Raw genomic sequence first — 26,460 nt, 5'->3', positions numbered from 1 at the left:
GGTCTTTACTGTCGGCGCCGTGCCGGCCGAGTGTAGACTGACCGCATGAATCAGGCCATCCCGTTCATCACCTTCCAGCCCAGTCGAGGACAGAGCGCCGCCGAGGCCATGGAGACCTACCTCGAGGTCTTCGCCGACGGGCGAGTGATCCTCGACAATCGGTACGGTCCCGACGGTCCGGGCGCCGAGGGTACGGTCATCATGTCCGAGATCGAGATCGCCGGCCAGAGACTGCGCTTCAGCGACAGCTTCGTCGCACACGAGTGGGACATCACCCCTGGCGTGTCACTCATGGTCGACTGCGATTCGGCCGAGGAACTCGAACGTATCTTCACCGCACTGAGCGAAGACGGAACTGTGTTCATGCCGCTCGACGACTACGGATTCGGCCCGTTCGGGTGGGTGGGGGACCGCTTCGGTCTCACCTGGCAGCTGGGTCTGGCCCAGGCCTGACTCTCGCGGAGACACGCGACACACCCGAATATATAGAACACCTGTTCCCATGTGGGTTATCCTGGTGAGGAATCACGGGACCTGTGACCATGAGTGGCTGGTTATCCACGGGGGAATCGCTTCCTCTGTCGTTATGTCAGTGCCATCTTCTAGCCTTGGTCTCAACGGAAAAGCAACGAAGAGGAGACGTCATGGCACGTACACCCAAGAACCTTCAGGTTCCCACCGGCGGAGACAAGTCGAAGGCACTCGAAGCCGCAATGGGCCAGATCGATCGCAACTACGGCAAGGGCGCGATCATGCGCCTCGGCGACGGTGTGCGTGAGCCCATCGCCTCCATCCCGACCGGTTCGGTCGCACTCGACATCGCTCTGGGCATCGGCGGTCTGCCGCGCGGCCGCGTCGTCGAGATCTACGGTCCGGAATCCTCCGGTAAGACGACCGTGGCTCTCCACGCCGTCGCAAACGCACAGAAGGCCGGCGGAATCGCCGGGTTCATCGATGCTGAGCACGCACTCGACCCGGAGTATGCGAAGAAGCTCGGCGTCGACACCGATCAGCTCCTCGTCTCCCAGCCGGACACCGGTGAGCAGGCTCTCGAGATCGCCGATATGCTCATCCGCTCCGGGGCCCTCGACGTCATCGTCATCGACTCCGTCGCGGCCCTTGTGCCCAAGGCCGAAATCGAAGGCGAGATGGGCGACAGCCACGTCGGCCTGCAGGCTCGCCTGATGTCGCAGGCACTGCGTAAGATCACCGGTGCCCTGGCCCAGTCGAAGACCACCGCGATCTTCATCAACCAGCTGCGTGAGAAGGTCGGCGTCTTCTTCGGTTCGCCGGAGACCACCTCGGGCGGTAAGGCGCTGAAGTTCTACGCCTCCGTGCGCATCGACGTCCGCCGCATCGAGACCCTCAAGGAAGGTCAGGACGCGGTCGGCAACCGAACTCGTGCGAAGATCGTGAAGAACAAGGTCGCTCCGCCGTTCAAGCAGGCCGAGTTCGACATCCTCTACGGCCACGGCATCTCCCGCGAAGGCAGCCTCATCGATATGGGCGTCGACAACGGCATCGTGCGCAAGTCCGGATCCTGGTTCACCTACGACGGCGATCAGCTGGGTCAGGGCAAGGAGAACGTCCGCAACTTCCTCCGCGACAACCCGGGCCTGGCCGAAGAGATCGAGCTGAAGATCAAGCACAAGCTGGGCCTGATCCAGGTCGACGAACCCGAGGACGGCGCCGAGGCGGCCGGAGAAGCACAGACGGATGACGTCGAAGTCTCCTGACGCCTCGTCGACTGACGACGAATTCCCGGGCCGCGAGCCCGCCGCATCGACCGAGACGGTCGGTGCGGGGGACTCGGGTCGGAGCGATTCGTCTCAGACCGAGACGCTCTCGCAGCTGCGCAGTGCGATCTCGGAGATCGACCAACGTCATGCCGAAGGAGAGGCCGGGTTCTTCGCCGGCCTCTCCGGACTCGACGACGACGATGTCACCGGTGGCAATGGTCGAACCGACAAACGAAAGAACTCGGGCTCGAAGCGCAAGAAGAACTCCAGCGGCTGGAAGCGACAGCAGAAGGAGCCGGACAACGGGTGGGTCGAAGGCGGTACCGACTCGACTCCGGATTTCATCGATGTCCCTGATTTCCTTGCAGCCGAGAATGATGGTCCAGATTTCCTGGCGAGCGATGGCAATGCCGGGCCCGACTTCCTGGATGACAGTGACGGCTCACCCGATTTCGCTGCCGGTCCCGGGCTGAGCTTCGACGACGAAGACGACGCCCCCGACTTCGACGCGGACTATGCTCAGGCGAAGAAGACGGCGATGAACATGCTCGCCATGCGCGATCACTCCAGCGACGAACTGCGCAAGAAGCTCCTCAAACGCGACCTCATGCCCGAAGCGATCGATGTCCTCATCGAGAAGCTGCAGAACTCGCGTCTGCTCAACGACGAAGAATTCGCGCACCGCTTCGCACGAGCACAGCGTGAGAACCGGAAACTCTCCCGATCCGTGCTCAAACGCGAACTGAGCAAGAAAGGCATCAGCCCCGAACTGGCCGCCGACGCAGTGGCCGACATCGACGGCGAGGAAGAACTCGCCCGCGAAGTCGCCGAGAAGAAAGCCGCCTCCACCCGGCGCCTCGACTATGCCGTGCGAGAGCGCCGAATCCTCGGCATGCTCGCCCGCCGCGGCTTCCCCTCGGCGATCTGCATCAAGGTCACACGGGAAGTGCTCGCCGAAGACTGAAACGGCACGTGGGGAACGGCTAGAATGGGTGCGCCATGACTGAACTGATTGAATCCCCGACGACATCCGGAACCACCCCTCGCAGCTACGAGGTCAAGACCTACGGATGTCAGATGAACGTGCATGACTCCGAGCGTCTGTCCGGACTGCTCGACGATGCCGGCTACGTTCAGGCGAACACCGACGACCAGGCCGACGTCGTCGTCTTCAACACCTGCGCCGTCCGCGAAAACGCCGACAACCGCCTCTACGGCAACCTCGGCCAGCTCGCGAAGGTCAAAGAGAACCACCCCGGCCTTCAGATCGCCGTCGGCGGATGCATGGCACAGAAAGACCGGGACACGATCGTGAAGAAGGCCCCCTGGGTCGACGTGGTCTTCGGCACCCACAACATGGGATCCCTGCCGGCGCTGCTCGAACGCGCCCGCCACAACGAGGAAGCCCAGGTCGAGATCCTCGAAAGCCTCGACGTCTTCCCCTCCACCCTGCCCAGCCGCCGCGAATCCCAGCACTCCGGATGGGTATCGATCTCGGTCGGCTGCAACAACACCTGCACCTTCTGCATCGTGCCCAGCCTGCGCGGCAAAGAGAAGGACCGCCGCCCCGGCGACATCCTCGCCGAGGTCGAAGCCCTCGTCGCCGACGGAGTCGTCGAAGTCACCCTGCTCGGCCAGAACGTCAACTCCTACGGAGCCGAATTCCGCGACAAAGGCGCATTCGCAAAACTGCTGCGCGCCGTCGGCAACGTCGACGGAATCGAACGGGTCCGCTTCACCAGCCCGCACCCGGCCGCCTTCTCCGACGACGTCATCGACGCCATGGCCGAGACCCCGACCGTCATGCCGCAGCTACACATGCCGCTGCAGTCCGGTTCGGACACGATCCTCAAATCAATGCGGCGGTCCTACCGGACCAAACGGTTCATGAACATCCTCGACACCGTGCGCGAACGCATCCCGCACGCTGCCATCACCACCGACATCATCGTCGGCTTCCCCGGAGAGACCGAAGAGGACTTCCAGGGGACGATGGACATCGTCCGCCGCGCCCGCTTCTCCCAGGCCTTCACCTTCCAGTACTCCATCCGCCCCGGCACACCGGCGGCTACGATGGACAACCAGGTCCCGAAGGACGTCGTGCAGGAGCGGTTCGAACGCCTCACCGCGCTCCAGGATGAGATCGCCTGGGACGAGAACAAAGCCCAGATCGGCCGTGAGGTCGAGGTGCTCGTGACCAAGCTGCCCCATGACGATTCCCCACGACTGAGCGGTCGCGCCGCCGACAACCGCCTCGTCCACGTCGGAATCCCCGAAGGCGCTCAGATGCCGCGGCCCGGTGATTTCGTCACTGCCACCGTCACCGAGGCGAAACCCTACTTCCTCCTCGCCGACTCCGGATTCTCCGTACGCCCGTCCCGAGCCGGTGACGCCTACGACCGGGCTCAGGCCGACAGCTGCGGCGCACCGAGCCCCGGACAGGGTGCCGCCGGTGCAACGAACCTCGGCATGCCGACGATCCGCCCCCGCGGCTGAGATGGGCGCCTTCGCCATCATCCCGGCAGCCCCCGTGCTGCTCGAGAACATCGACCGCAGCGAGACGGCGCGAATGGCCGAGCTGCGGACTGCCATCCGCGATACCGTGCGGACGCGGACCGATTGGGCCCTGCCCATCGAGACCCTGCCACCCGTGGCCGGACTCGGCGGCTGGGGAATCGATCACGGCGTCGATACTCGCACCGGTCGGCTGCTGTCCGGGTCCGACTGGGTCGAAACCGTTGACACCCTGACGACGGATGAACGCAGACTCGCCGAGGCGGCCGACCCCGCCGTCATCGTCGCGATCCTTCACGCTCACGCCGCCGGCGTCGACATCGGACCGCTCGGATCGAGCGAGAACCTTCTGCTGCCGATCGACCTGTCCGGAGCCGCAACAGAGGACGCACCCCTGGCCCCGATCGACGGTGCCTCGGAATTCGACTGTGCCGTCAGCGAGACACTCACCTCCGGGACGTCGATCGACACCGAAAGACTGCTCGACCTCTGCGACCAAGCAGAGGCCATGGCCGCCAACCTCAGTGTGCTGGCTGCAGGCTTCCGCCACGCCGTTGACCAGGGCGCGCGAGTCTCGACTCTGGAACCGGTCATCGACGAACGTGTCCACGAAGTCCGGACACTCTGCGGCACCGGACTCTGGGAGTGATCGCCGATGGCTGAGGACACTTCGCCGATCATCACCGTCGTCGGAGCCACCGCCACCGGGAAATCGGATCTGGCGCTGGATCTGGCCGACCGCCTCGGCGGGGAGATCGTCAACACGGATTCGATGCAGTTCTACCGAGGGATGGACATCGGCACGGCGAAGCTGCCGATCGATGAGCGTCGGGGGATTCCGCATCACCTCATCGATATCCTCGACGTCACCGAAGAGGCGAACGTGCAGGACTTTCAGGCACGTGCGCGGGCAGCGATTGCGGACATCCGGGGGCGCGGTCTGCGGCCGATCCTCGTCGGCGGGTCCGGGCTCTACGTTCGTGCCGCGGTCGATCATATGGAGTTTCCCGGCACCGACTCCGAGGTGCGTGCTCGCCTCGAGGCCGAGGTCGCAACAAACCGGTGGGCGCTGCATCAGAAGCTGCGCGAACTCGACCCGAAAGCGGCCGAGAAGATCACCGTCAACGACCAACGACGTATCGCACGAGCGCTCGAAGTCATCGAACTCACGGGACGTCCCTTCAGCGCCCAACTGCCGGACTACCAGGAGATCGAACCGACCATCCACCTCGGCTTGAGCATGGACCGGGCCATTCTGCACGAGCGCATCGCCACCCGCGTCGACCTCATGTGGGAGCACGGATGGGTCGACGAAGTGACGCGTCTGCTCGACGTTGGGCTGGCCGAAGGCAAGACAGCATCACGTGCCATCGGATACGCACAGATCCAACGCCATCTGGCAGGAGAGCTCACCGCCGCCGAGGCGAAGGAAGAGACGACGATCCGCACCCGGCAGTTCGCACGCCGACAGGACACCTGGTTCCGCCGCGACCCGCGCATCCGCTGGATCGACGGCAGCGCCGCCGACGCCGAACAGAATCTGGCGGCCGCACTTGATGCGCTGCGCGATCACTGACGGCATAGCGGCTGCACTCGACGTCCTGAACGGGCACTGAAGACCCGACTGGACGCTCACAGATAGGATGGAGCCATGAGCACTCCGGATACCCCGTTCGCCGCTTGGACCGATGTCAGCTTCGTCAAGGGGCACGGCACCCAGAACGACTTCGTTCTGCTCTCCGACGACGACAGCACACTGGAGATGCATCCCGAAATCGTCGCCACCCTGGCCGATCGACGGGCCGGACTCGGCGCCGACGGCATCATCCGCATCGTCCGCTCCGCAGCCAGCGGCATCCCCGGAGCCGCCGAACAGGCCGACGCCGGTGCCGAATGGTTCATGGACTACTACAACAACGACGGCAGCCTCTCCGAGATGTGCGGCAACGGAGTTCGCGTCTTCGCCCACGCACTCCTGACCAGCGGTCGCGTCCCCGCCGATGCCCGCGAGATCCTCGTCGGCACCCGTGACGGCATCAAAGCCGTGCGCACCACCCTCAATCCCGCCCTCGGCGTCCAAACCGGAGACGACGTCGTCGACACCGGTACAGCCGGACCCGGATCCGCCAGCGACGCCTGGTACACCATCGACATGGGCGAATGGTCACTCGACCCCGCGAGCAGCGTACTCGTGACCACCGGCGGCATCGACGTCGCCCGTCCCGGACTGCGCGTATCCACCGGCAACCCGCACACCGTCGTCGCCCTGGCCGAGAACGCCGAACTCGCCGCAGCCGAACTGCGCGATGCACCCGTCCTCGACCCCGTCCCGGCGCAGGGATCCAATGTGGAATACATCGTCATGGAACCGGCCCGATCCGATGTGGCCGGGGGAGAAGGCGCCCTGCGCATGCGCGTGTTCGAACGCGGCGTCGGTGAGACCCGCTCCTGCGGAACCGGAGCCTGCGCGGCAGCGATCGCAGCCCACCACTGGGCCGGTGAGAAGTCGCCTCTGCAGTGGAGAGTCGACGTGCCCGGCGGTCAGCTGCGTATCGAGATCGAACCCAACGCCGAGGGCACGAGCGGACGCGTCAGCCTCGCCGGCCCAGCCGTCCTCGTCGCCAGCGGCACGATCGGCTGAACTCAGTCGCGCTCGACCGTGAGCACGCGGAAACCCTTCGACGATCCCGTGCGCACGACCTCGAACCCGTCACCAAGCATCCCGGCGATCCACTTCTGCAGAGAATCGGCGCCGAGGTTCTTCGATACGACGAGATCGGCGCGGCCGCCCGGCGCCAGACGCGGCAGCCAGGTCTCCAAGAGTTCGTGCAGCGCTTCCTTGCCGATGCGGATCGGCGGATTCGACCGGATCGCTGCGAACTGCAGGTCAGCGGGAACATCCGCGGCGGTGACGGTGTTGATCGTATCGAGGCCGAGCCTGCGCGCATTCGCCGCGGTGGTCTCCAGGGACCGGGAGTTGACGTCGAGTGCCCATACTCGCACATCCACCTCGGCCTCCTGGGCATCCAAGGCCGTGTGCAGGGCGATCGGACCCCAACCGCACCCGAGATCGAGGATATCGCCGGCCGGCGGCTGAGGCAGATGCCGCAGCAGCACAGCCGTGCCGAGGTCGAGGCGAGTGGGCGAGAACGTGCCGGATACGGTTTCGACGGTGACGGCGCGGCCGGCCAGATCGAGGTCGAGTACCCGCGACTTGGCCTCGCTGCTCGGCGATTCGGTGAAATAGTGCTCTGACACCGTTTCAGTCTAGACGGCTGTGGGAGAATTGATGGACACCACCGTCGGTGCGAATCGCCGCGACCGGTGGCAAGCATGACGACGTCCGCACGAGAAGTCCCGTGCGGGCGGCAGAGAACAAAGGAATGAATGACGTCTGAAGACAAGGAGCGTCGCAACGCGATGCTCGACCGTGTGCTCTCCCGAGGCGCCCAAGCCCTCGACGATCACGACACCACCCCGGGCGATGACCAGTTCGACCTCGCCGAGCGCGCCGCCCTCACCCGCGTCGCCGGACTCTCCACCGAGCTCGAAGACATCACCGAGGTCGAATACCGTCAGGTCCGCCTCGAACGCGTCGTCCTCGCCGGCATCTGGAACACCACCCAGGCCGAAGCCGAGAACTCGATCCGCGAACTCGCCGCACTCGCCGAAACCGCCGGATCCGAAGTCCTCGACGCACTCATCCAGCGTCGCGACAAGCCGGACCCAGGCACCTACCTCGGCAAGGGCAAGGCCGCCGAACTCGCCGAGGTCGTCGCCTCTGTCGGCGCCGACACCGTGATCATCGACTCCGAACTCGCCCCCAGCCAGAGGCGCGGACTCGAGGACGTCATCAAGGTCAAGGTCGTCGACCGCGTCGCGCTCATCCTCGACATCTTCGCCCAGCACGCGAAATCCCGCGAAGGCAAGGCCCAAGTCGAACTCGCCCAACTCGAATACCTGCTGCCGCGACTGCGCGGTTGGGGTGAGTCGCTGTCCCGTCAGGCCGGCGGCCGTGTCGCCGGCGGTGCCGGAATCGGCTCCCGCGGACCCGGTGAGACGAAGATCGAACTCGATCGTCGCCGCATCCGTACGCGCATGTCGAAGCTGCGCCGCGAGATCAACGCCATGGCGCCCTCGCGGGAGACGAAGCGGAAGAACCGCGCCCGCCACCACGTGCCCTCAGTCGCGATCGTCGGCTACACGAACGCGGGCAAGTCCTCCCTGCTCAACCTGCTCACCGACGCCGAGGTGATGGTGCAGAACGCCCTGTTCGCCACCCTCGACCCGACCGTCCGGCAGGCCAAGACCGCCGACGGCCTCGTCTTCACCTACACGGACACCGTCGGGTTCGTCCGCAACCTGCCCCATCAGCTCGTCGAGGCCTTCCGCTCGACCCTGGAGGAAGCCGCCGGTTCGGATCTGCTCCTCCACGTCGTCGACGCCTCCCACCCGGATCCGCACGGACAGATCCAAGCCGTGCGCGACGTCCTGGGGGACGTCGAGACCGGAGACATCCCCGAACTCCTCGTGTTCAACAAGGCAGATATCGCCGAGGAGGCCGTGACCACCGGCCTGCGCGCGGAGTATCCCGACGCCCAGTTCGTCTCTGCCGTGTCGAAGGAAGGGATCGACGACCTCATCGAGGCCATCGAGGACCGCCTTCCCGTCCCGGACATCGACATGACCGTGCTCATTCCCTATGAACGCGGTGACCTCGTGTCGAAGATCTACGCCCTCGGTACGGTCGAACACGAATCGCACGGCACGGAGGGCACCAGCCTGCAGGCCAAGGTGCCGACCGAGCTCGTCGACGAACTGCGCGAATTCCAACGTCCGGACCTGGTCATCGACGAGTGAAGACTGTCGACACCCTCCTCGAATCCGCCGTCGGCGCCATCGGCGGATCGCCACGCGAGGGTCAGCAGGAGATGGCGCAGGCGGTCGCCTCGTCGCTGGACAAGGGAATCCATCTGCTCGTGCAGGCGGGAACAGGCACCGGCAAATCGCTGGCCTACCTGGTGCCTGCAGCCGAGTACGTCACCCGCACCGGCGGGAAGGTCGTCGTATCAACGGCGACCCTGGCCCTGCAGACGCAGATCATCCACCGCGACCTGCCCCGGCTGTTCAAGGCCGTGAAGAAGGACCTCGATCCGCTGCCCCGGGCGGCACTGCTCAAAGGCCGCCGAAACTATGTGTGCAAGCACAAGCTCGCCGGCGGGTACCCCGACGAGGGCGAGGGCATGCTCTTCGACCTCGGTGCCGACGCCGAGGCGGGACGCAAACCCACCGAACGCTCCGGTCTGGGGGAGGAGATCCAGCGGATCCGCACCTGGGAGAAGACCACCGACACCGGCGACCGGGACGACCTCCTGCCCGGCGTCAGCGATCGTGCCTGGTCACAGGTGTCCGTCAACGCCTTCGACTGCCTCGGTTCGAACTGTCCGCTGTTCACCGAATGCTTCGCCGAAATCGCCCGGAACAAAGCCGCCGAAGCCGATATCGTCGTGACGAACCATGCCCTGCTGGCCATCGACGCCTTCGGGGAATCGAACGTGCTGCCCGAGCACGATGTCATCATCATCGACGAGGCCCACGAACTCAAGGACCGGGTGACCAGCGCCCTGTCCGGGCAGATCAACACGAGTATGCTCTCGGCCGCGACGAGCTCGGTACGCAAACACACCACCGTCCAGGACGGAGTCGTGTCACTGCTCGACTCCGCCGCGGCGGCTCTCGAACGTGCGCAGGCCTCGGTGCCCGAGGGACTCATCCTCCACATGAGCGAGGCGCTCGGACTGGCCCTGGCACAGATCCGCGACTCCGCCCGCCAGATCATCAACGACATCGGCGGCAAGACCGAGGACGCCGACGCCGGCCGGCAGATGGCCAAGGCGCGCTGCCAGGAGATCTTCGAACTCGCCGAACGCTTCTGCGACCCTGGCAAGAACGACGTCATCTGGCTCTCGCGCTCGACGTTCAGAGAGAAAGAGACGACGAACCTCGTCGTCGCACCCCTGAGTGTGGCCGGCACCATGCGCAACGGCATCTTCGAGGAATCAACGGTCGTGGCCACCTCGGCGACCCTGTCCCTGGGTGGGAACTTCGACGCGGTGGCAGCCTCGTTGGGACTCTTCGGACCCGACGCCCCGAAATGGGACAGCCTCGATGTCGGTTCCCCGTTCGACTACGGCAAGCAGGGAATCCTCTATGTCGCCTCCCACCTGCCCAAACCCGGACGCAGCGGGCTGAGCGAAGAAGCGCTGACCGAACTCGAAGAACTCGTCGAAGCCTCGAACGGCGGTGCACTGGGACTGTTCTCCTCGCGGGCGGGCGCGAACGCGGCAGCCGAACATCTGCGGAAGAAGTTCGATTTCCCGATCCTGCTCCAGGGCGATGACGGACTGCCCGCCCTCGTCTCCCAGTTCACGGCCGACGATCAGACGTGCCTGTTCGGGACGATGTCGCTGTGGCAGGGAGTCGATGTGCCGGGTCGGACGAACCGCCTGGTCATCATCGACCGACTGCCCTTCCCTCGTCCCGACGACCCGCTCATGCAGGCGCGAGCACGCGATGCCGACCAGCGGGGAGTCAACGGATTCATGGCCGTATCGGCCACGCATGCCGCGCTGCGCCTGGCGCAGGGGGCCGGACGCCTTATCCGGTCGACCAAGGACAGGGGAGTGGTGGCCGTGCTCGACTCGCGGCTGCGCTCGGCCCGGTATGCCGGGTTCCTCGTCAATTCGATGCCGCGGATGTGGCCGACGACGAACTCCGGCCTCGTTCGCAAGAGTCTGGCCCGCCTGGCCGAAACCGACGAAGGATGACAGAAAAGCCCGCGACCGAATCGGTCGCGGGCCTTTGTGTTCAGACTGCGGAGAGCCGACGGAAGATCAGAGGCGGCGGATGACGGCGACGACGAGGCCCATGATCTGCGCGTAGGTGCCGTCGATGGGCTCGTAGTTCTCGTTCTGCGGCATCAGCCACTGCTGACCGGCCTTGCGCTTGAGCGTCTTCACCGTGGCCTCGCCGTCGAGCAGGGCGGCGACGATCTGACCGTTGTCAGCGGTGTGCTGCTTGCGCACGACCACCCAGTCGTCGTGGCAGATGGCGGCTTCGATCATCGAATCGCCGACGACCTTGAGCAGGAACATCTCACCGGAGCCGACGACCTGCGTCGGCAGGGAGAAGACATCGTCGACTTCCTGTTCGGCCAGGATCGGGCCACCGGCGGCGATGCGACCGACGACCGGCACCTGCACAGTGTTGTTGGCCAGCTCCTCGTACTTCGCGCGCTCGGCCTCTTCCTCTTCGAACGGATTGACCACTTCGATGGCACGCGGGCGCTTCGGGTCACGGCGGACATAGCCGAGGCGTTCGAGCTGGGAGAGCTGATGGGCGACGCTGGAGAGAGAGGCCAGCCCGGCGGCCTTGCCGATCTCGCGCATGCTCGGCGGGTAGCCGTTGGTCACGACGGCGCGTTCGATGGTTTCGAGCACGAGACGCTGACGGGGAGTGAGGCGGAAGTCGCCCTCACCGGATGACCCCTCAGGGATCTGGACGACGTCGTCATCGGTGCGAGCGGCAGCGATCTCGCTGGCAACATCTTCGTTGCGAGGCCTGCCTCTGCCTCGTTTGTTCTGAACCATTGCTCGTTCCCCTTCGTTCTATTCCCTGCCGCTGAACGCCGTGATCTCCGCTTCGGAAATTCTCGTGTCAGTGCCGACTGAGATGGTTCTGACAGATCAATCAACAACGCTGGTTCCCTCTCATTGTCGCATAGATGTTCGAGTTGGACTGGACATTTGTTCGATTGGCATGTTGAATAGAACAGACGTTCTACCGATTACTGGTGGAATCGTACGAATGAAAGAGGTAATGCGATGTCTGCACAGAACACCGAGCTGCACCTGACCCCTCGTGGACGCCAGGCTGTGCGCCTTCTCCGGACCCTGCTCGTCGCTCTCGTCGTCATCGGCGGGGCGGTCCTCCTCGCCACCCAGTCGTTCTCGGCCGCTGCTGTCGCCGAATCGGAGACGGAGAGCATCGGCATCGACGCCGAGTCAGTCGTCGTTGGTGAGGGCGAATCGCTGTGGACCGTGGCTTCGAATCTCGGCATCGACCGCGACACCCGCGATGTCGTTGCCGATATCGTCGAGATCAACCACCTGGACACCCCGACGGTTCACCCGGGACAGACCCTCGACGTCCCCGTTCGCTGAGGTCGAACCCTGCTCGACCGGGATGGCGCCGGCCCGACCGGCAGCGCGCTGACCCGTCCGATCGGGTGAGCCGACCGGCCGATCTCGATGCCCGACCCGCCGCCCGGGCGGCGGGGGCCTCTCGGTAGAATGATTGCCGTGGGAAACATCGACTCTCTGCCAGTGCGTTCAGACCTCGTCGGCCTCAAGCCGTACGGGGCTCCGCACCTCAATGTGCCGGTCCAGCTCAACGTCAACGAGAACGCCTATCCGCTTCCGGGCGTCGTCGTCGATAGCATGCGCGTCGCCGTCGATGATCACTTCGCAGGACTCAATCGATATCCCGATCGCGAATTCACCGCACTGCGCGAACACCTCGTCACCTATCTGGATGGTGTGAACGAACGCGCCGGAGACTCCGTCGACCTCGATCCCTCCATGATCTGGGCCGCCAACGGCTCGAACGAAGTGCTCAGCCATATCGTCCAGGCCTTCGGTGGTCCGGGCCGCACCGTCTTAGGGTTCACCCCCTCGTATTCGATGCACCCGCTCATCACCACGGGCACGGGTGCCGAATGGCAGCACGTCGAACGCAAGGACGACTTCACTCTCGATGCCGAGACGGTCGCCGCCGAGGTGGCTCGTGCGAATCCGGACATCGTCTTCCTGTGCACCCCGAACAATCCGACCGGCACCTCGATCGGCCTCGACGTCATCGACGCCGCCTATGACAACTGCGCAGGGATAGTCATCGTCGACGAGGCGTATGCGGAATTCTCCCGCCCCGCCAAGTCCTCGGCGATGACTCTGCTTGAGGGCCGGCCCCGTCTCGTCGTCTCACGCACCATGAGCAAGGCCTTCGCCTGTGCCGGCCTGCGCTTGGGTTACGCGATCGCCGCACCCGAGCTCATCGACGTCCTTCGCCTCGTCCGTCTGCCCTACCACCTGTCCGAGATCACTCAGGTGCTGGCCTGCACGGCACTCGAACACGCGGAGCTGCTGCTGGGCAACGTCGACCGACTCATCGACTCGCGCAACCGGATGGCGAGCCACCTCGCCGAGGCGGGCTTCACCGTCCACGACAGCGATTCGAACTTCGTCCTCTTCGGGAACATCTCCTCACCGGCCGATCTGTGGCAGAAGCTGCTCGACCGCGGAGTCCTCATCCGCGATATCGGCATCACCGGCCACGCCCGCGTCAACGCCGGCACCGGGGCAGAGACCGAAGCGTTCCTGACCGCCATCGACGATATCCTCGCCGAATCACCGGACATCCTCGCGGATCGTCCGCAGACCCCTTCATCAGCCGCCCCGACGAAAGGCACTCCATGAGGCAGGCCCAGAACTCGCGCACCACATCCGAGTCCACGGTGTCCGTGTCCGTCAACCTCGACGGCACCGGCACCTCGAACATCTCGACTTCCGTGCCGTTCTTCGACCATATGCTCACCGCCCTGTCGAAGCACTCGATGATCGACCTCGACATCACCGCGACCGGCGACACCCACATCGACGTCCACCACACCGTCGAAGACACCTCAATCGTGCTCGGTCAGACCCTGCGCGAAGCGCTCGGTGACAAGGTCGGCATCCGCCGCTACGGCTTTGCCGCCGTGCCGCTGGACGAGGCTCTGGCCCAGTGCGTCGTCGACGTCTCAGGGCGCCCCTACTTCGTCCACGAGGGCGAGCCCGAAGGCCAGCAGTACCACCTCATCGGCGGTCACTTCACCGGGTCGATGACCTCCCACTCGTTGGAATCCATCGCCTTCAACGGCGGACTGACCGTCCATCTCGATCTGGTGCGCGGTCGCGACCCGCACCACATCGTCGAAGCCGAGTTCAAGGCTTTCGCCCGCGCGCTGCGCGAGGCCGTCGAGACCGATCCGCGCAGCGATTCCGTTCCCAGCACCAAGGGAGTCCTGTGAGCACGACCGTCATCGTGACCCCGTTCGGGGTCGCCCAACAGTTGGCCGCCGCCTGCGTGCTGTCGAACATCTCCGGCACCATCGTGCCGATCGGCGAGTTCAGCGGAATCGTGCTCGCCGACACGGATGTCAAAGCCGGCAACGAGGCGGCCGCGGCGATCTCGAAGCTCGCGGGCAAACACGAGGTCCTCCTCCTCGTGCGCAGCGAAGAGCAGATCGACGCCGGCCACTTCCGTCACGGTGCCCGCGAATCCGATGTGCCGGCCGGTCTGGCGCTGAAGAACCTGCCGGATGTGCTCGAAGGTCTGCTGCTCGAAACCGTTTCCGCAGACGATGTCGAAGGCAGTATCAGAACCGACTCGATGACGAAGCTGCAGGCCAGTGCGGCCACGATGAGCCCGGGTCGGGCCGCCATGGCACGCACGGCACTGCTGTGGATCATCGCCGCCGTCCTCGCCGGACTCGTCATGGCCTTCGGCATTGCCCTGGCCCTGGGTGGGAACACCGTCGCCTGGGTCGTCGCCGCACTCGGTGCCATCGTCCTCGGGTTCTCCCTGTGGAGGATCTGGTCGGTGCTGAGCAAGGGGGCGAAGCGATGACGACTGTGGCCGTCCTCGACTACGGTGCCGGAAATGTCCGCTCCGCCGTCCGTGCGGTCGCCGCGGCCGGTGCCGAGGTCACGCTCACGGCCGATCACGATGTCATCAACGACTCCGACGGACTGCTGGTCCCCGGCGTCGGTGCGTTTTCGGCAGTCATGGCCGGACTGGAGAACGTCGGGGGAGTCGACCTCATCCGTGCCCGCCACGAGCAGGGGCGACCGCTGCTCGGCATCTGTGTCGGCCTGCAGGTGTTCTTCGCCCGCGGCGTCGAACACGGCGTCAAGACCGAGGGCATCGGTCTGTGGCCCGGAGCCGTCACCGGCCTCGAAGCCCCGGTCATCCCGCATATGGGCTGGTCGAAGGTCAACGCTCCCGCAGACTCGGCCATGTTCGCCGGCATCGGAGACGAACGCTTCTACTTCGTCCACTCCTACGCCGCGGCCGAGCCGCCGGCGAACGCGACGGTCACGACCGCCCGCCACGGCAATGACTTCATCGCCGCTGTCGAAGACGGAACCACCTGGGCAGCACAGTTCCATCCCGAGAAATCCGCCGAGGCGGGCGCCAGGCTCCTGCGCAACTGGCTCGCCTCGTTCGCCGCCGACAGCAGCCCTGGCAGCGGTTCCGGCAGCTCCGGCACCAACCCCACAGACTCACTCAGCTCCTGACCGAGCACACCGACTATGGTTGCCTCAAACCCCGTGGCACCCTGGCAGAAAGGTCACAATGACAGACAGTTCGAACAAGCTGGTCCTCCTCCCCGCCGTCGACGTCGCCGACGGCAAGGCCGTCCGCCTCGTCCAGGGCGAAGCCGGAACCGAAACCGACTACGGCTCACCCATCGACGCCGCTCAGGACTTCGAGAACCGCGGAGCCGAATGGATCCACCTCGTCGACCTCGACGCCGCCTTCGGACGCGGTTCGAACTCCGACCTGCTCAACCAGGTCGTCAAGGCCGTGGGGATCAAGGTCGAACTCTCCGGTGGCATCCGTGACACCGAAAGCCTCGAACGCGCACTCGACACGGGAGCCGAGCGCGTCAACATCGGCACTGCTGCTCTGGAGAACCCCGAGTGGACGGCCGAGATGATCAAGCGCTTCGGCGACCAGGTCGCCATCGGACTCGACGTCCGCGGCACCACCCTGGCCGCCCGCGGCTGGACGAAGGACGGCGGAGACCTCTACGAAGTCCTCGCCACCCTCGAAGCCGCCGGCTGCTCCCGCTACGTGGTCACCGATGTGCGCAAGGACGGCACCCTGCAGGGACCCAATGTCGACCTGCTCAAGGATCTCGCGCAGAAGACCGACTCTCCGATCGTCGCATCCGGCGGAGTCTCGAGCCTCGACGACCTGCGAGCCCTCCGTGAGCTCGTGCCCTTCGGCGTCGACTCGGCGATCGTGGGCAAGGCACTCTACGCCGGCAAGTTCACTCTGGAAGAAGCCCTCGACGTCGCAGGACGGTGAGTCTGTGAGCACGCACTCACACGAGCCGCACCGGCCGCACGAGCCGGACGACGCCCGGTCCACCGCCTCTGCCGACCAGGCGGGCGACGCCCACGCCCCGACGGATTCCGCCGGACAGGCGTGGGAGGGCCGGGATCTCAAACCCAACCCGTTCTCCGGTGACACCGGGCTGGCGGACGCGGCTCTGCTCGAGGCCCTGACCCAGGTCGCTCAGGCACCCCTGGATCCGGCCGCACACCAGCAGGTGATCCAGGCCCTTTCCGGGGCCAGGCTCTACGCCCCGATCGTGCCGATGGTCGTCGACCAGGAGGTCGGTGACAACGGGCTGATGGCCGACAACTCCTCGGAGATGGCGATGGTTCGCCTCCAAGCCGAGGACGGCCGCGAGTGCACCCCGGGATTCTCCGGAATCCCACCGCTGACGGCGTGGCATTCCGACGCCCGCCCCGTGCCGATCGAGTCCGAACGGCTCGTCCTCGGGGCGATCGAAGCCGAATCCCAGCTCGTCGTCCTCGACCCGGGGGCCGAGTCCTCGTTCCTGCTGCGCCGCCCGGCCATGTTCGCGTTCGTGCAGTCCCAGCCGTGGACTCCGTCCTGGGCCGACGCCGAGGTGGCTCAACGTCTGCGTGCCATCGCGGAGTCCTTCCCCTGGTTGGCTCGGATCGGGGTGAGCCCCGGCAGCAACAGCGTCCACCTCGGTGGGCCGGAGCTCGGCATCACTCTCGGTGTCGAGTCCGAGGTGGCCCCAGCTGAAGTGCGCCGGTTCCAAGAAGCCGTGGCCGGTGATGAGGAACTCGTCGCGAAGATCGACTCTCTGGCCATCCGCCTCGTCGAGGTCTGACTGACTCGTCGAGGCATGACCGTTCCGGGCGTGTCAGAACGGCAAGGCCTTTATGCTTGTGACCCATGAGCGAAATCCGTGACCTCGGCCACTCGACCACACCGGACGACAGCTACCTCGACGAGATGGCGTCGCAGACCCGGGCCCGGGCCGAACAGGCCGCCGAGTGGGCCTCCGACTTCACCGGCGCCCCCGAGACGAGCCGCTCCGGCATCGCCGCCGGTCTCGATGCCGTCGAAGGCGATCTCACGGACCTGCTCCACACCATCCACGGGCTGGCCGAGACCGCCTTCGAGGAATTCGAATCGGTCGCCGCGATCGCCTCGGTGCTCGAGAAACACGGAATCGACGTCGAGACGGGCCTCTTCGGAGTGGAGACCACTCTGCGGGCGACGACGGGATCCGGACACGGACGCACGATCGCAATCCTCGCCGAATACGACGCCCTGCCCGAGATCGGACACGCCTGCGGTCACAACATCATCGCCACCGCCGGCGTCGGCGCCTTCCTCGCCATCCACGCACTGTACGAAAAAGACCCGGCAGCAGTCCCGGGCACCGTCGTCCTCCTGGGCACCCCGGCCGAAGAGGGACACTCCGGCAAAGAAGTCATGGCCCGGGCCGGTGCCTTCGACGGCATCGACGCCGCCATCATGGTCCACGGCTACGGATATGATTGCGCCGACCAGGTCTGGCTGGGCCGCCGCCTGCTCACGGTGACATACTCAGGGGTCGCCGCCCACGCCTCGGCGCAGCCCTTCATGGGGCGCAACGCCCTCGACGCGGCCAACCTCTTCTACCAGGGGCTCGGCCTGATGCGGCAGCAGATGCCGCCGATCTCCCGCCTGCACGCGGTCATCACCGATGGCGGCACCAGGCCGTCGATCATCACTGAATCCGCCACCGTTAAGTGCTATGTCCGGTCGAAGTTCCCGGACACGCTCAAGGAACTCTCCGACCGGGTCGAGGATGCTGCGAAGGGGGCAGCCCTCATGACCGGCACCGGCGTCACCGTCGACTGGGACGAACATCCGCCCTCACTGCCCGTGCGCACGAATTCAACGCTGACCGCCCGGTGGGCCGAACACGAACAGACGCGCGGACGCCAACCGCTTCCCGCCGGCGTCCTCGACGAATCGATCGCCGCGTCCACGGACTTCGGGAACGTCTCCTACCGGATCCCCGGCATCCATCCCCTCATCAAGACCGCCGACGCCGAAGTGGCCCTGCACACCCGTGAATTCGCCGCAGCCGCGAAGACCCCTGCCGCCGAATCCGCGGCACTCGACGGCGCCTACGGTCTCGCGTGCACGGCCTTGGACTTCCTCGCCGACGATGCCCTTGCCGTTGCGGTGACCGACGAATTCGCCCGCGATGGGGGAGCGATCGACGTCGAGCACTTCTTCGACTGAGATCGCCACCTCCACACCCAGCCCCTCGCCTCCGAGAAGAAGGACTGCTCATGTCAACGACGACAGATGGGAAGGTCGGTTTCGGCCAGCGCACGCTGGACTGGATCGAACGCATCGGAAACAAGCTGCCCGAACCGTTCACGCTGTTCCTCGGGCTCTTCATCATCACCGGCCTCGTGTCCACCGCCATGGCCATGGCCGATGTCACCGTGGCCATCCCCGGCGGCGATGAAACCATCGCGATCAAGGGACTGTTCACGGGGGAGGGACTGTCGTGGCTGACCACGACGATGGGCGACAACTACATCGGATTCCCGCCCCTGGCCACGGTGCTGCCGATCCTGCTCGCAGTCGGTGTGGCCGAGAAGTCGGGGATGCTCGCCGCGGCCGTGCGGATCGCCTTCGGCAAGAGTCCGAAATGGCTGCTGCCCTATGCCGTCGGCTTCGTCGGGGTGGTCGGGTCGATCATGGCCGACTCGGCTTTCGTCATCATTCCGCCTCTGGCCGCGCTTGTGTTCAAAGCGGCCGGACGGCATCCGATGGCCGGCCTCATCGGCGGGTTCGCCGCCACCGGCGCCGGCTATTCGACGTCGATCGTCCCCACGAGCCTCGACGCACTATTCGCCGGGATCACCACCTCGGTGATGGAGACCCTGCCGAACACCGACTACACCGCGGTCAACCCGGTCTCGAACTACTATTTCAACATCGCCTCGTCGATCGTTCTGGCCGTCATCGCCGGCTTCATCATCGATCGGCTCATCGAACCGAACATGGTGCGCAAGGGAGTGCCCCGCGAATACGCGAACGCTTCGGGGAGCGGCCTGGCCCGCGAACACCAAGCACCCGACAGCCCCTACGGGGACGCCTCGGCGACGTCAGATGATTCCGGCGAGGACGATGCCACCGAGATCAAGGCCGAACTCGAGCCGGAGGAGAAACGCGGACTGATCTGGTCGCTCGTGGCGGCACTGCTGCTGACCGCGGTGATCCTGTTCTCCGTACTCATCCCGAACTCACCATGGCGGAACGAGGACGGCGGCTTCCTCCCGGAGTCTCCGCTGCTGTCGTCGATCGTGTTCATCGTCTTCGCCTACTTCATGCTCATGGGCGTCGTCTACGGCTTCGTCGTGCGCACCGTCCGGTCGATGAATGACCTGGTGAGGATGATGAGTCAATCGATCATCGACATGATGTCCTTCCTCATCCTCGCGTTCATCCTCGGCCAGTTCATCGCCCTGTTCAACTGGACCGGCATCGGTTCGTGGATCGCCGTCGCGGGAGCGTCGGGGCTCGAAGCGATCGGTCTGACCGGGTTCGCCGCGGTCATCGGCTTCATGCTCCTGGCCAGCGTGCTCAACCTGTTCATCATCTCCGGCTCGTCGATGTGGACGCTCATGGCAGCCGTGTTCGTTCCGCTGTTCTCCCTGCTCGGCTACGAACCTGCGTTCATCCAGGCCGGTTTCCGCGTCGGTGACTCGGCGACTCAGGTCATCACCCCGCTCAATCCGTACATGATCGTCCTCCTCGGCCTCGTCCGCCGGTATGAGCCGAACGCCGGGCTGGGCACGGTCATCTCTCGGATGTTCCCGTTCGTCATCCCGTTCTGGCTGGCCTGGGCCGTGCTGCTGGGCATCTGGTTCGTCTTCGACCTGCCGCTGGGACCGGGCAACGGAATCCACCTCGGAGGCTGATCCCGTTCACCGAGGCTGCTGTGCAGGAACCTCGGGAGTTTCCGCGCTCAGCATCTGCCGTACTCCTACGCGCCAGTCGGTCGTTCCGACCTTCTGTGCCAAGTCGCTGGAGGCGATGACGCAGGGTTCGTACCAGATTGGTGCCAACTGGTTGAGCTCGTAGAAGGAGCGTTCGAACGCACCGACGGCGCGGGTCGCCCAGCGTGGGACCGAGAGCGGACGTTTGTGCTTCTGCTCAAGAGTGTCCGCGGTGAAGTCGGCGATCTCGGTCAGGGTCGGATTCGACGCCGGTGCGATCCGCAGCTGATGCGTCCCCGCGGGGACGGACTTCAGATCCTCTGCCGCCTGGATCATTGCGGCAGCGTGGTCGGCGATGAGAGTGATGCCGTGAGGGACGTCGGTGCGTGCCGGCACCATCGCCCGGCGCCCGGCGGAAATCGGTTCGGTGATGCACATCCGCACGACCGATGACCACTTCTCAGCCGTCCTGCCGAGCAGATCACCGGCGATGACACTGGCTGACGTCGCCGAATGAGCGGCACGGGCTTCGATGAGCCGCTGTCGGATTCGTCCCTTTTCCTCGACCGGGGCGAAGGGCGATGCCTCGGTGATCTGGGCGTCGAGGCCGGCGAAGGCATAGACCGATTCCGGGAATACGACGGGGATGCCGAGTTCAGCCGCAATGTCGAGGATCGCCGCATCGAGCCGCGGGAGGATCTGCTCCCATTTCCGGCTGTCGTAGGGTGCATGTGCGCAGGCGAAGATCACATCTGCCCCGGCGACAGCCTTCACCAGTTGAGTGCGGTCACTCGCATCGGCTTTGACATGGACCGGAGCGCAGACCGTGGTCGGACCCGATGACGGGTGAGCCGATTCAGTGGGGAGCGTGTCAGAGGTGGCAGCTGGTGCTCCATCGTCCGAGAGCGCTGCGCCGGGCGCCCTGCCGCCCGAACGGGTGGCGATGCGCACGGCGACGCCGGATCCACCGAGTTGGGCGGCGATCTCCGAACCGATCTGTCCGTTTCCGATGATGAGGGCTGTTCTCATAGCGAGTCCTTCCGAGGATGTCCCAATTATTCAGAGAGCGGTGCTCTCGGAAATCAGCGTAGGCCTCGAAGCTGTTCAATTCAAGAGCAGTGCTCACTATTGTTATCTTTGCTCTCGGATCGTAAGGTGAAGCCATGACGGAGACGACCCCACGACAGCGCGCCCGGATCGAGACGGAAGCTCAGATCACCGCGATCGGCAACAGGATGGTCGACGATGACGGTGTCGACGGGCTGTCGCTGCGGGCGATCGCTCGTGAGCTCGGAGTCGTCTCCAGTGCGGTCTACCGCTACGTGAAGAGCCGCGATGAACTGCTGACGATCCTCATCCGCGATGCCTACACCCAGATCGCCGACGCTGTCGATGAGGCTCTGGCCAGTCATCGCAGCATCGAGTCTCTGGCGCTGGCGATGCTTACATGGTCGCGGCGTCATCCGAATCGGTGGGCGCTCATCTACGGCACTCCGATCGCCGGTTATGAAGCTCCCCGAGAGGAGACCGTGGTGCCGGGGACTCGAATCATGGTGACGCTCGCGGAGCTGATCGCGGCAACTCAGAACGACACCGAGGTGGCAACTGAGAGCGGTGCGAAAGCGAGCGGATCAGCGGCGAAGAATTCACGAGCCAATAGAGAGCAGCGAGGGATGGAGGCCGCGCTGCAGCCTCTGCGGGACGGGCTTGCGGAACTCGGTCTCGACTATGACGATCACGTGATTTTGGAGACCATCACGATCTGGGTTGCTGTGATCGGGCTGATCAACGGTCTGCGGTTCGGCCAGTTCGGGCCGGGATTCGACCACGTCGAAGACGATCTCATGTCCGAGGTGATCGGCCGCCTCGGAGCGTGAATCGGTGAACGTCTGCGGGCAAGGACACGGCCGCCTCGGCGAATGAGGATATGACAACGGCCCCCGATCGTCGATCGAGGGCCGCAGTCTGAACGGTCAGCGGGGGAGAGTCAGCGGACGGGGCCGGTGAACTTCTCTCCGGGGCCTTCGCCGGGGGCGTCGGGATATTCCGAAGCCTCGCGGAATGCCAGCTGCAGGCTGCGCAGTCCATCGCGCAGCGGGCGGGCGTGGTGGTCGCCGATCACGGTGGCAGCACCGGTGACGAACCCGGCCAGTGCGGTGATGAGCTTGCGGGCCTCGTCGAGGTCCTGCAGGTCGGCACCGCGGCCTTCGGCGGTGTCCTCGGCCAGGCCGCACTTGACGGCAGCGGCGGACATGAGATGGACGGCGCTGGAGGTGATGACCTCGACAGCGGGGACCTCGGCGATGTCGCGCGTAACGTCGGCGATCGCCTCGGCGGGAACGGATTCTTCAGAACTCATGCCATAAGCTTGACATATAAATCAATGCGGCGATCACACCAGGGCCTCGATGTGCGAAGAGTCATGAAGCGTAGTACACTGGTAGCTGGTGCGAAGCGGAGTCTGTCTCCCACCTTGATCGCGAAGAGCGATCGGGTCCGAAGGTCTGTCCGTCAGGCAAAGTCTGATCGGGTCCAGATCGAGGTGTATTCACTGAACGTACGTCTACCGTACTGCTCGTGTGTGCAGGCTCCCTTGGCATGTGTCAACGGGAGCCTTTTTCGTTGTCACGACCACATTTGAGCAAAAGGAGTGAACACATCAGCGAGACGCGCATCAATGACCGGATTCGGGTTCCCGAGGTCCGGTTGGTCGGACCCAACGGTGAACAGGTCGGTATCGTTGCCATTCGCAAGGCACTCGATCTCGCCGGCGAAGCTGGCCTCGACCTCGTCGAGGTAGCCCCGCAGGCGAAGCCACCCGTAGCCAAGCTCATGGACTACGGAAAATTCAAATACGAATCTGCCCAGAAGGCCAGAGAAGCCCGGAAGAACCAGGCGAACACTGCGCTGAAGGAGATCCGCTTCCGTCTCAAGATCGACGAACACGATTACGAGACGAAGAAGGGCCACGTCACCCGCTTCCTCGAAGGCGGCGACAAGGTCAAGGTCATGATCATGTTCCGCGGACGTGAGCAGTCCCGTCCCGAGATGGGCATCAAGCTGCTCAACCGCTTGGCCGAAGATGTGTCCGACCTCGGCTCCGTCGAATCCTCACCGCGAGTCGACGGACGCAACATGGTGATGGTCATCGCCCCGCACAAGTCAAAGTCTGACGCCAAGGCGGAGGCCCGGAAGGCATCGGCAGATGCCAAGGGCAAGTCCGCCGAGGTGAAGTCCCGTCGCGATCGGGTCGCTGCAGAGAAGAACGCAGCTCGCCCGGACGCGTGAGAAATTAAGTACGTCGCGTTCCAGGTCCGTCCTGGTCTGTGCGTGTGAAGTAGTTGCCAGCGGTTGACGCCGGCGACGAATTGCAAAGGAGAACGGCACTATGCCGAAGCAGAAGACGAACAGCAGCGCCAAGAAGCGCATGCGCGTGACTGGCAGTGGCAAGATCATGCGTGAAGGCGTGAACAACCAGCACAAGTTCGAGGGCAAGTCCTCGGCTCGTAAGCGCCGCGTGTCCACCGACCAGGAGATCACCGGCGGCGACCGCGCCATGGCCCGCAAGCTTCTGGGCAAGCTCAAGGGCAGGTGAGACCCCTTTCGGGTCTTCCTTTCCCGGACAGTCTCCGGGACCCCCACGGGCAGTCGATATCGACTCCCACAGCTTGAATCAGAGTCCGGCACTGCCGGCAGATACGAACTTTCTAAAGGAGTAACACGTGGCACGTGTGAAGAGAGCGGTCAACGCTCACAAGAAGCGCCGGGTCATCCTCGACCGGGCAAGCGGCTACCGCGGACAGCGCTCGCGCCTGTACCGCAAGGCCAAAGAACAGGTCATCCACTCGCTGGTCTACAGCTACCGTGACCGCCGCAAGCGCAAGGGCGACTTCCGTCGTCTCTGGATACAGCGCATCAACGCTGGTGCTCGCGCCAACGGTATGACCTACAACCGTTTCATCCAGGGCCTCAAGGCCGCTGGAGTCGAGGTCGACCGTCGTATGCTCGCCGAGCTCGCCGTGAACGACTCGGCCACCTTCGCGCACCTGGTCAAGGTCGCCAAGGACGCTCTTCCTGCTGACGTCAACGCAGCGAAGACCGACGCCGCCTGAGCAGCGTCTTCTCAAGACTCCGGTCACTTAAGTGACTGACCGATCGCCTCGGTGATCGAAGACGGCCCCGAACTTCAGGTTCGGGGCCGTCGGTCTTTTCGCCAGGACTCGCCTGGTTCCTCATTCAGCTTCCGCCGCTTCGGCACTCACTCTTCCACTTCAGCACCCAACGGATCGAGAACACAGTTTCATGAAACTCCCTGACGTCATCTCCTCGCCTCAGTCGAAGCGGATCAAGAACGCCGCGAAGCTGCTCAAACGGCGTGATCGCAAAGCCACGGGGCAGTTCCTCGTCGAAGGTCCGCAGGCCGTCCGTGAGGCCCTGGCGCGCAAGGGCTCCGTTGTCGAGCTTTTCATCACCGAGGAGGCCGCCGAGGAGCATCCGTCGTTCGTCTCGACAGCCAAGCACGGGCGTATGCAGTGCAGCATCGTCACACCCGAGGTGCTCACCGAGCTCGCGTCGACCGTGAACTCACAAGGCGTCGTGGCCGTGTGCAACGCCCTCGATGTGGAGCTGACCTCTGTGCTCGACAAGGAAGCGCAGCTCGTTGTCGTCCTATCGCAGGTGCGCGATCCGGGCAACGCCGGTACGATCATCCGCCTCGCCGATGCAGCGGGCGCCGATGCCGTGGTGCTGACCTCTTCGTCGGTCGATGTCTATAACGACAAGGTCGTGCGGTCCACCGCCGGTTCGCTCTTCCACATTCCCGTCGTCACCGGAGTTGGACTCTCCGAGGTGACCGAACTCGCCCGTGCCCGCGGCCTGCAGGTGCTCGCAGCCGACGCGAACGACGAAGCCCACGATCTTCACCACCCATGGGAGACGGGCCTCGACCTGACCGCACGGACCGCCTGGGTCTACGGCAACGAAGCCTGGGGGATGAGCACCGAGGATCTGGAGTTGTGCGACTCATCCGTGGCCGTCCCGATCTACGGCTCGGCCGAAAGCCTCAACCTCGGCACCGCCGCCGGAGTGTGCATCTACGAAAGTGCTCGCAACCAGCGGATGTGAGGGGCTGGGCGGCCTCGGTGGTCTGGGGAAGGTGCTCTCGACTGGCTCGCTGAGCTGAGGCAGCGGTTCAATTCTGCGGTGATCTGCGCTACTGTGGCGACAAGTAACCTGGTCGATTAACAGCAGCAGTCAGGGCGGTGAGACGAGCGTGGTTGATGTTGCCGATGCGCCGAAGTCTTTGGCGACGCTGCGGAGCCATCATCTCAAGGAAGCGATCGAGTCAGTGGTCGTCTTCTCGGCTGTTGCGTGTATTTTCTGGGTACTCGATTTCGGTACGGGGGCCTCTCCGTCGGTACCGCAACTGCTGTTCACGGTGACGGTGCCTGTTGCACTCATCAAAGAGTATGTCGTCTACACCTCGGCGGTGAAGAGACTCGGTTTCGTCGATGTCCCGAAAACGGCGACGGCAGAAGTCTCAGCTTCCCGCGGCCGCTGAGACGCGGACGACTGTGCGCTCATCGTGCGCGAATGCCCTCCGCGGCCGTCCGACAGGTACGTAAAAACTATTCCGCCGCAGTTGCGGCCTTCGCCGTCTGCTCATTGGCAACGAGCTCCCAGATGTAGCCGTCGAGGTCAGCGAAGTAGCCCATGTACGAGCCATCGACATCTTGACCAGGATCGGCTGATCCACCGGCGGCGACAGCACGGTCAAGCACCTCGTCGATCTCAGCACGCGTAGCGAATGCACACGAGATGATGCTGGCGCCGGGAACCGGATTCTTCGAACCGGGCTGGCCTGAGAGCTCGAGGTACTGACCGTATTCGTCGGCGGTGATGAAGAAGATTGAGAGGTTCGGCAGCTCGAAGGCGACGATGCCGTCCTCCACACCGTCGGTTTCGAGGCCGAGTCCATCGGCGTAGAAGTTCGCGGTGGCCTGCGGGTCGGCGACGGGCAATGACAGGATCGTTGTCAGTGGCTTCATGAC

The 26,460-nt window shown here is 64.8% G+C and carries 29 protein-coding genes; 24 read left to right on the top strand and 5 right to left on the bottom strand.

Annotated features, from left to right (window positions below; genetic code table 11):
- Positions 1-45: 45 nt before the first annotated feature.
- From ACVZTU_RS11670 to dapF, 7 genes are all read left to right on the top strand, one after another.
- A complete protein-coding gene (locus tag ACVZTU_RS11670; RefSeq protein ID WP_181272067.1) occupies positions 46-453 on the top strand; it encodes a VOC family protein in 408 nt (135 codons plus the stop codon).
- Positions 454-644: 191 nt separating this feature from the next.
- Positions 645-1,736: a recombinase RecA gene (gene recA / locus ACVZTU_RS11665; protein WP_101595229.1), complete on the top strand. Its 1,092-nt coding sequence runs from the start codon at positions 645-647 to the stop codon at positions 1,734-1,736.
- Positions 1,717-2,703 carry a regulatory protein RecX gene (locus ACVZTU_RS11660; RefSeq protein ID WP_482400458.1) on the top strand — a complete coding sequence of 329 codons (987 nt, stop codon included), beginning with the start codon at positions 1,717-1,719 and terminating at the stop codon, positions 2,701-2,703. Before recA ends, ACVZTU_RS11660 begins: the two co-directional genes overlap by 20 nt.
- A gap of 35 nt (positions 2,704-2,738) precedes the next feature.
- Positions 2,739-4,235: a tRNA (N6-isopentenyl adenosine(37)-C2)-methylthiotransferase MiaB gene (gene miaB / locus ACVZTU_RS11655; protein WP_482400457.1), complete on the top strand. Its 1,497-nt coding sequence runs from the start codon at positions 2,739-2,741 to the stop codon at positions 4,233-4,235.
- The gene (locus tag ACVZTU_RS11650; RefSeq protein WP_482400456.1) at positions 4,192-4,902 is read left to right on the top strand and encodes a hypothetical protein; all 711 of its coding nucleotides are present in this window, start codon (positions 4,192-4,194) and stop codon (positions 4,900-4,902) included. The genes miaB and ACVZTU_RS11650 overlap by 44 nt, the downstream gene beginning before the upstream one ends.
- Before the next feature lie 6 nt (positions 4,903-4,908).
- Positions 4,909-5,829, top strand: coding sequence for a tRNA (adenosine(37)-N6)-dimethylallyltransferase MiaA (gene miaA, locus ACVZTU_RS11645; RefSeq protein WP_482400455.1), 921 nt, complete (start codon positions 4,909-4,911; stop codon positions 5,827-5,829).
- Between the two features lie 75 nt (positions 5,830-5,904).
- The gene (gene dapF, locus ACVZTU_RS11640) at positions 5,905-6,894 is read left to right on the top strand and encodes a diaminopimelate epimerase (RefSeq protein ID WP_482400454.1); all 990 of its coding nucleotides are present in this window, start codon (positions 5,905-5,907) and stop codon (positions 6,892-6,894) included.
- Between the two features lie 2 nt (positions 6,895-6,896).
- On the opposite strand, the gene ACVZTU_RS11635 is transcribed toward dapF, so the two are convergent.
- Positions 6,897-7,511 carry a class I SAM-dependent methyltransferase gene (locus ACVZTU_RS11635; protein WP_434590303.1) on the bottom strand — a complete coding sequence of 205 codons (615 nt, stop codon included), beginning with the start codon at positions 7,509-7,511 and terminating at the stop codon, positions 6,897-6,899.
- Between the two features lie 129 nt (positions 7,512-7,640).
- Between ACVZTU_RS11635 and hflX the strand changes: the two genes are divergently transcribed.
- A complete protein-coding gene (gene hflX / locus ACVZTU_RS11630) occupies positions 7,641-9,113 on the top strand; it encodes a GTPase HflX (RefSeq protein WP_434590301.1) in 1,473 nt (490 codons plus the stop codon).
- Positions 9,110-11,080, top strand: coding sequence for an ATP-dependent DNA helicase (locus tag ACVZTU_RS11625; protein WP_482400453.1), 1,971 nt, complete (start codon positions 9,110-9,112; stop codon positions 11,078-11,080). Before hflX ends, ACVZTU_RS11625 begins: the two co-directional genes overlap by 4 nt.
- Before the next feature lie 66 nt (positions 11,081-11,146).
- Here the strand turns inward: ACVZTU_RS11625 and lexA are convergent, their stop codons facing one another.
- Entirely contained in the window at positions 11,147-11,902 is a 756-nt protein-coding gene (gene lexA / locus ACVZTU_RS11620; RefSeq protein WP_092012603.1) for a transcriptional repressor LexA, read from the bottom strand.
- Between the two features lie 234 nt (positions 11,903-12,136).
- Here lexA and ACVZTU_RS11615 point away from each other — a divergent pair, with 234 nt between their 5' ends.
- The 9 genes from ACVZTU_RS11615 (at position 12,137) to ACVZTU_RS11575 (ending at position 20,392) form a co-directional block, all read left to right on the top strand.
- Positions 12,137-12,475 carry a LysM peptidoglycan-binding domain-containing protein gene (locus ACVZTU_RS11615; protein ID WP_062244074.1) on the top strand — a complete coding sequence of 113 codons (339 nt, stop codon included), beginning with the start codon at positions 12,137-12,139 and terminating at the stop codon, positions 12,473-12,475.
- 138 nt (positions 12,476-12,613) lie between these two features.
- Positions 12,614-13,786, top strand: coding sequence for a histidinol-phosphate transaminase (locus ACVZTU_RS11610; protein ID WP_482400452.1), 1,173 nt, complete (start codon positions 12,614-12,616; stop codon positions 13,784-13,786).
- Positions 13,783-14,379, top strand: a complete 597-nt coding sequence (gene hisB / locus ACVZTU_RS11605) for an imidazoleglycerol-phosphate dehydratase HisB (RefSeq protein ID WP_172174436.1) — start codon at positions 13,783-13,785, stop codon at positions 14,377-14,379. Before ACVZTU_RS11610 ends, hisB begins: the two co-directional genes overlap by 4 nt.
- Positions 14,376-14,978, top strand: a complete 603-nt coding sequence (locus ACVZTU_RS11600; protein WP_482400451.1) for a hypothetical protein — start codon at positions 14,376-14,378, stop codon at positions 14,976-14,978. Before hisB ends, ACVZTU_RS11600 begins: the two co-directional genes overlap by 4 nt.
- Complete coding sequence (gene hisH / locus ACVZTU_RS11595) at positions 14,975-15,649, top strand: imidazole glycerol phosphate synthase subunit HisH (RefSeq protein WP_482400450.1); 675 nt, start codon at positions 14,975-14,977, stop codon at positions 15,647-15,649. Before ACVZTU_RS11600 ends, hisH begins: the two co-directional genes overlap by 4 nt.
- A gap of 58 nt (positions 15,650-15,707) precedes the next feature.
- Positions 15,708-16,445: a bifunctional 1-(5-phosphoribosyl)-5-((5-phosphoribosylamino)methylideneamino)imidazole-4-carboxamide isomerase/phosphoribosylanthranilate isomerase PriA gene (gene priA / locus ACVZTU_RS11590; RefSeq protein ID WP_062244085.1), complete on the top strand. Its 738-nt coding sequence runs from the start codon at positions 15,708-15,710 to the stop codon at positions 16,443-16,445.
- A gap of 4 nt (positions 16,446-16,449) precedes the next feature.
- Entirely contained in the window at positions 16,450-17,286 is an 837-nt protein-coding gene (locus ACVZTU_RS11585) for an SseB family protein (RefSeq protein ID WP_482400449.1), read from the top strand.
- Positions 17,287-17,351: 65 nt separating this feature from the next.
- The gene (locus ACVZTU_RS11580; RefSeq protein ID WP_482400448.1) at positions 17,352-18,698 is read left to right on the top strand and encodes a M20 family metallopeptidase; all 1,347 of its coding nucleotides are present in this window, start codon (positions 17,352-17,354) and stop codon (positions 18,696-18,698) included.
- Between the two features lie 50 nt (positions 18,699-18,748).
- Positions 18,749-20,392 carry an AbgT family transporter gene (locus ACVZTU_RS11575; RefSeq protein ID WP_482400447.1) on the top strand — a complete coding sequence of 548 codons (1,644 nt, stop codon included), beginning with the start codon at positions 18,749-18,751 and terminating at the stop codon, positions 20,390-20,392.
- 6 nt (positions 20,393-20,398) lie between these two features.
- Here the strand turns inward: ACVZTU_RS11575 and ACVZTU_RS11570 are convergent, their stop codons facing one another.
- Positions 20,399-21,439: a Rossmann-fold NAD(P)-binding domain-containing protein gene (locus tag ACVZTU_RS11570; RefSeq protein ID WP_482400446.1), complete on the bottom strand. Its 1,041-nt coding sequence runs from the start codon at positions 21,437-21,439 to the stop codon at positions 20,399-20,401.
- A 134-nt stretch (positions 21,440-21,573) separates the two neighbouring features.
- Between ACVZTU_RS11570 and ACVZTU_RS11565 the strand changes: the two genes are divergently transcribed.
- A complete protein-coding gene (locus tag ACVZTU_RS11565) occupies positions 21,574-22,287 on the top strand; it encodes a TetR/AcrR family transcriptional regulator (protein ID WP_482400445.1) in 714 nt (237 codons plus the stop codon).
- Between the two features lie 110 nt (positions 22,288-22,397).
- Here the strand turns inward: ACVZTU_RS11565 and ACVZTU_RS11560 are convergent, their stop codons facing one another.
- Positions 22,398-22,769 (bottom strand): DUF1844 domain-containing protein, encoded by a 372-nt coding sequence (locus ACVZTU_RS11560; protein WP_039206663.1) that lies wholly within the window; start codon positions 22,767-22,769, stop codon positions 22,398-22,400.
- Positions 22,770-23,047: 278 nt separating this feature from the next.
- Between ACVZTU_RS11560 and infC the strand changes: the two genes are divergently transcribed.
- The 5 genes from infC to ACVZTU_RS11535 all read left to right on the top strand — a co-directional run bounded on the left by infC (position 23,048) and on the right by ACVZTU_RS11535 (position 25,970).
- Positions 23,048-23,698: a translation initiation factor IF-3 gene (infC, locus tag ACVZTU_RS11555; RefSeq protein WP_229664191.1), complete on the top strand. Its 651-nt coding sequence runs from the start codon at positions 23,048-23,050 to the stop codon at positions 23,696-23,698.
- Positions 23,699-23,798: 100 nt separating this feature from the next.
- Complete coding sequence (rpmI, locus tag ACVZTU_RS11550; protein WP_062244103.1) at positions 23,799-24,005, top strand: 50S ribosomal protein L35; 207 nt, start codon at positions 23,799-23,801, stop codon at positions 24,003-24,005.
- A gap of 127 nt (positions 24,006-24,132) precedes the next feature.
- Positions 24,133-24,522, top strand: a complete 390-nt coding sequence (rplT, locus tag ACVZTU_RS11545) for a 50S ribosomal protein L20 (protein WP_025779787.1) — start codon at positions 24,133-24,135, stop codon at positions 24,520-24,522.
- A 190-nt stretch (positions 24,523-24,712) separates the two neighbouring features.
- Positions 24,713-25,534, top strand: a complete 822-nt coding sequence (locus ACVZTU_RS11540) for a TrmH family RNA methyltransferase (RefSeq protein ID WP_370034751.1) — start codon at positions 24,713-24,715, stop codon at positions 25,532-25,534.
- Between the two features lie 148 nt (positions 25,535-25,682).
- The gene (locus ACVZTU_RS11535; RefSeq protein ID WP_482400444.1) at positions 25,683-25,970 is read left to right on the top strand and encodes a hypothetical protein; all 288 of its coding nucleotides are present in this window, start codon (positions 25,683-25,685) and stop codon (positions 25,968-25,970) included.
- A gap of 67 nt (positions 25,971-26,037) precedes the next feature.
- Here the strand turns inward: ACVZTU_RS11535 and ACVZTU_RS11530 are convergent, their stop codons facing one another.
- A complete protein-coding gene (locus tag ACVZTU_RS11530; protein WP_172174466.1) occupies positions 26,038-26,457 on the bottom strand; it encodes a VOC family protein in 420 nt (139 codons plus the stop codon).
- Positions 26,458-26,460 lie beyond the last annotated feature (3 nt).

The sequence above is a fragment of the Brevibacterium sp. OS20 genome (assembly GCF_056837565.1).
The sequence above is the reverse complement of the archived record's forward strand: the minus strand, read 5'-3'. Positions and strand labels throughout refer to the sequence as shown.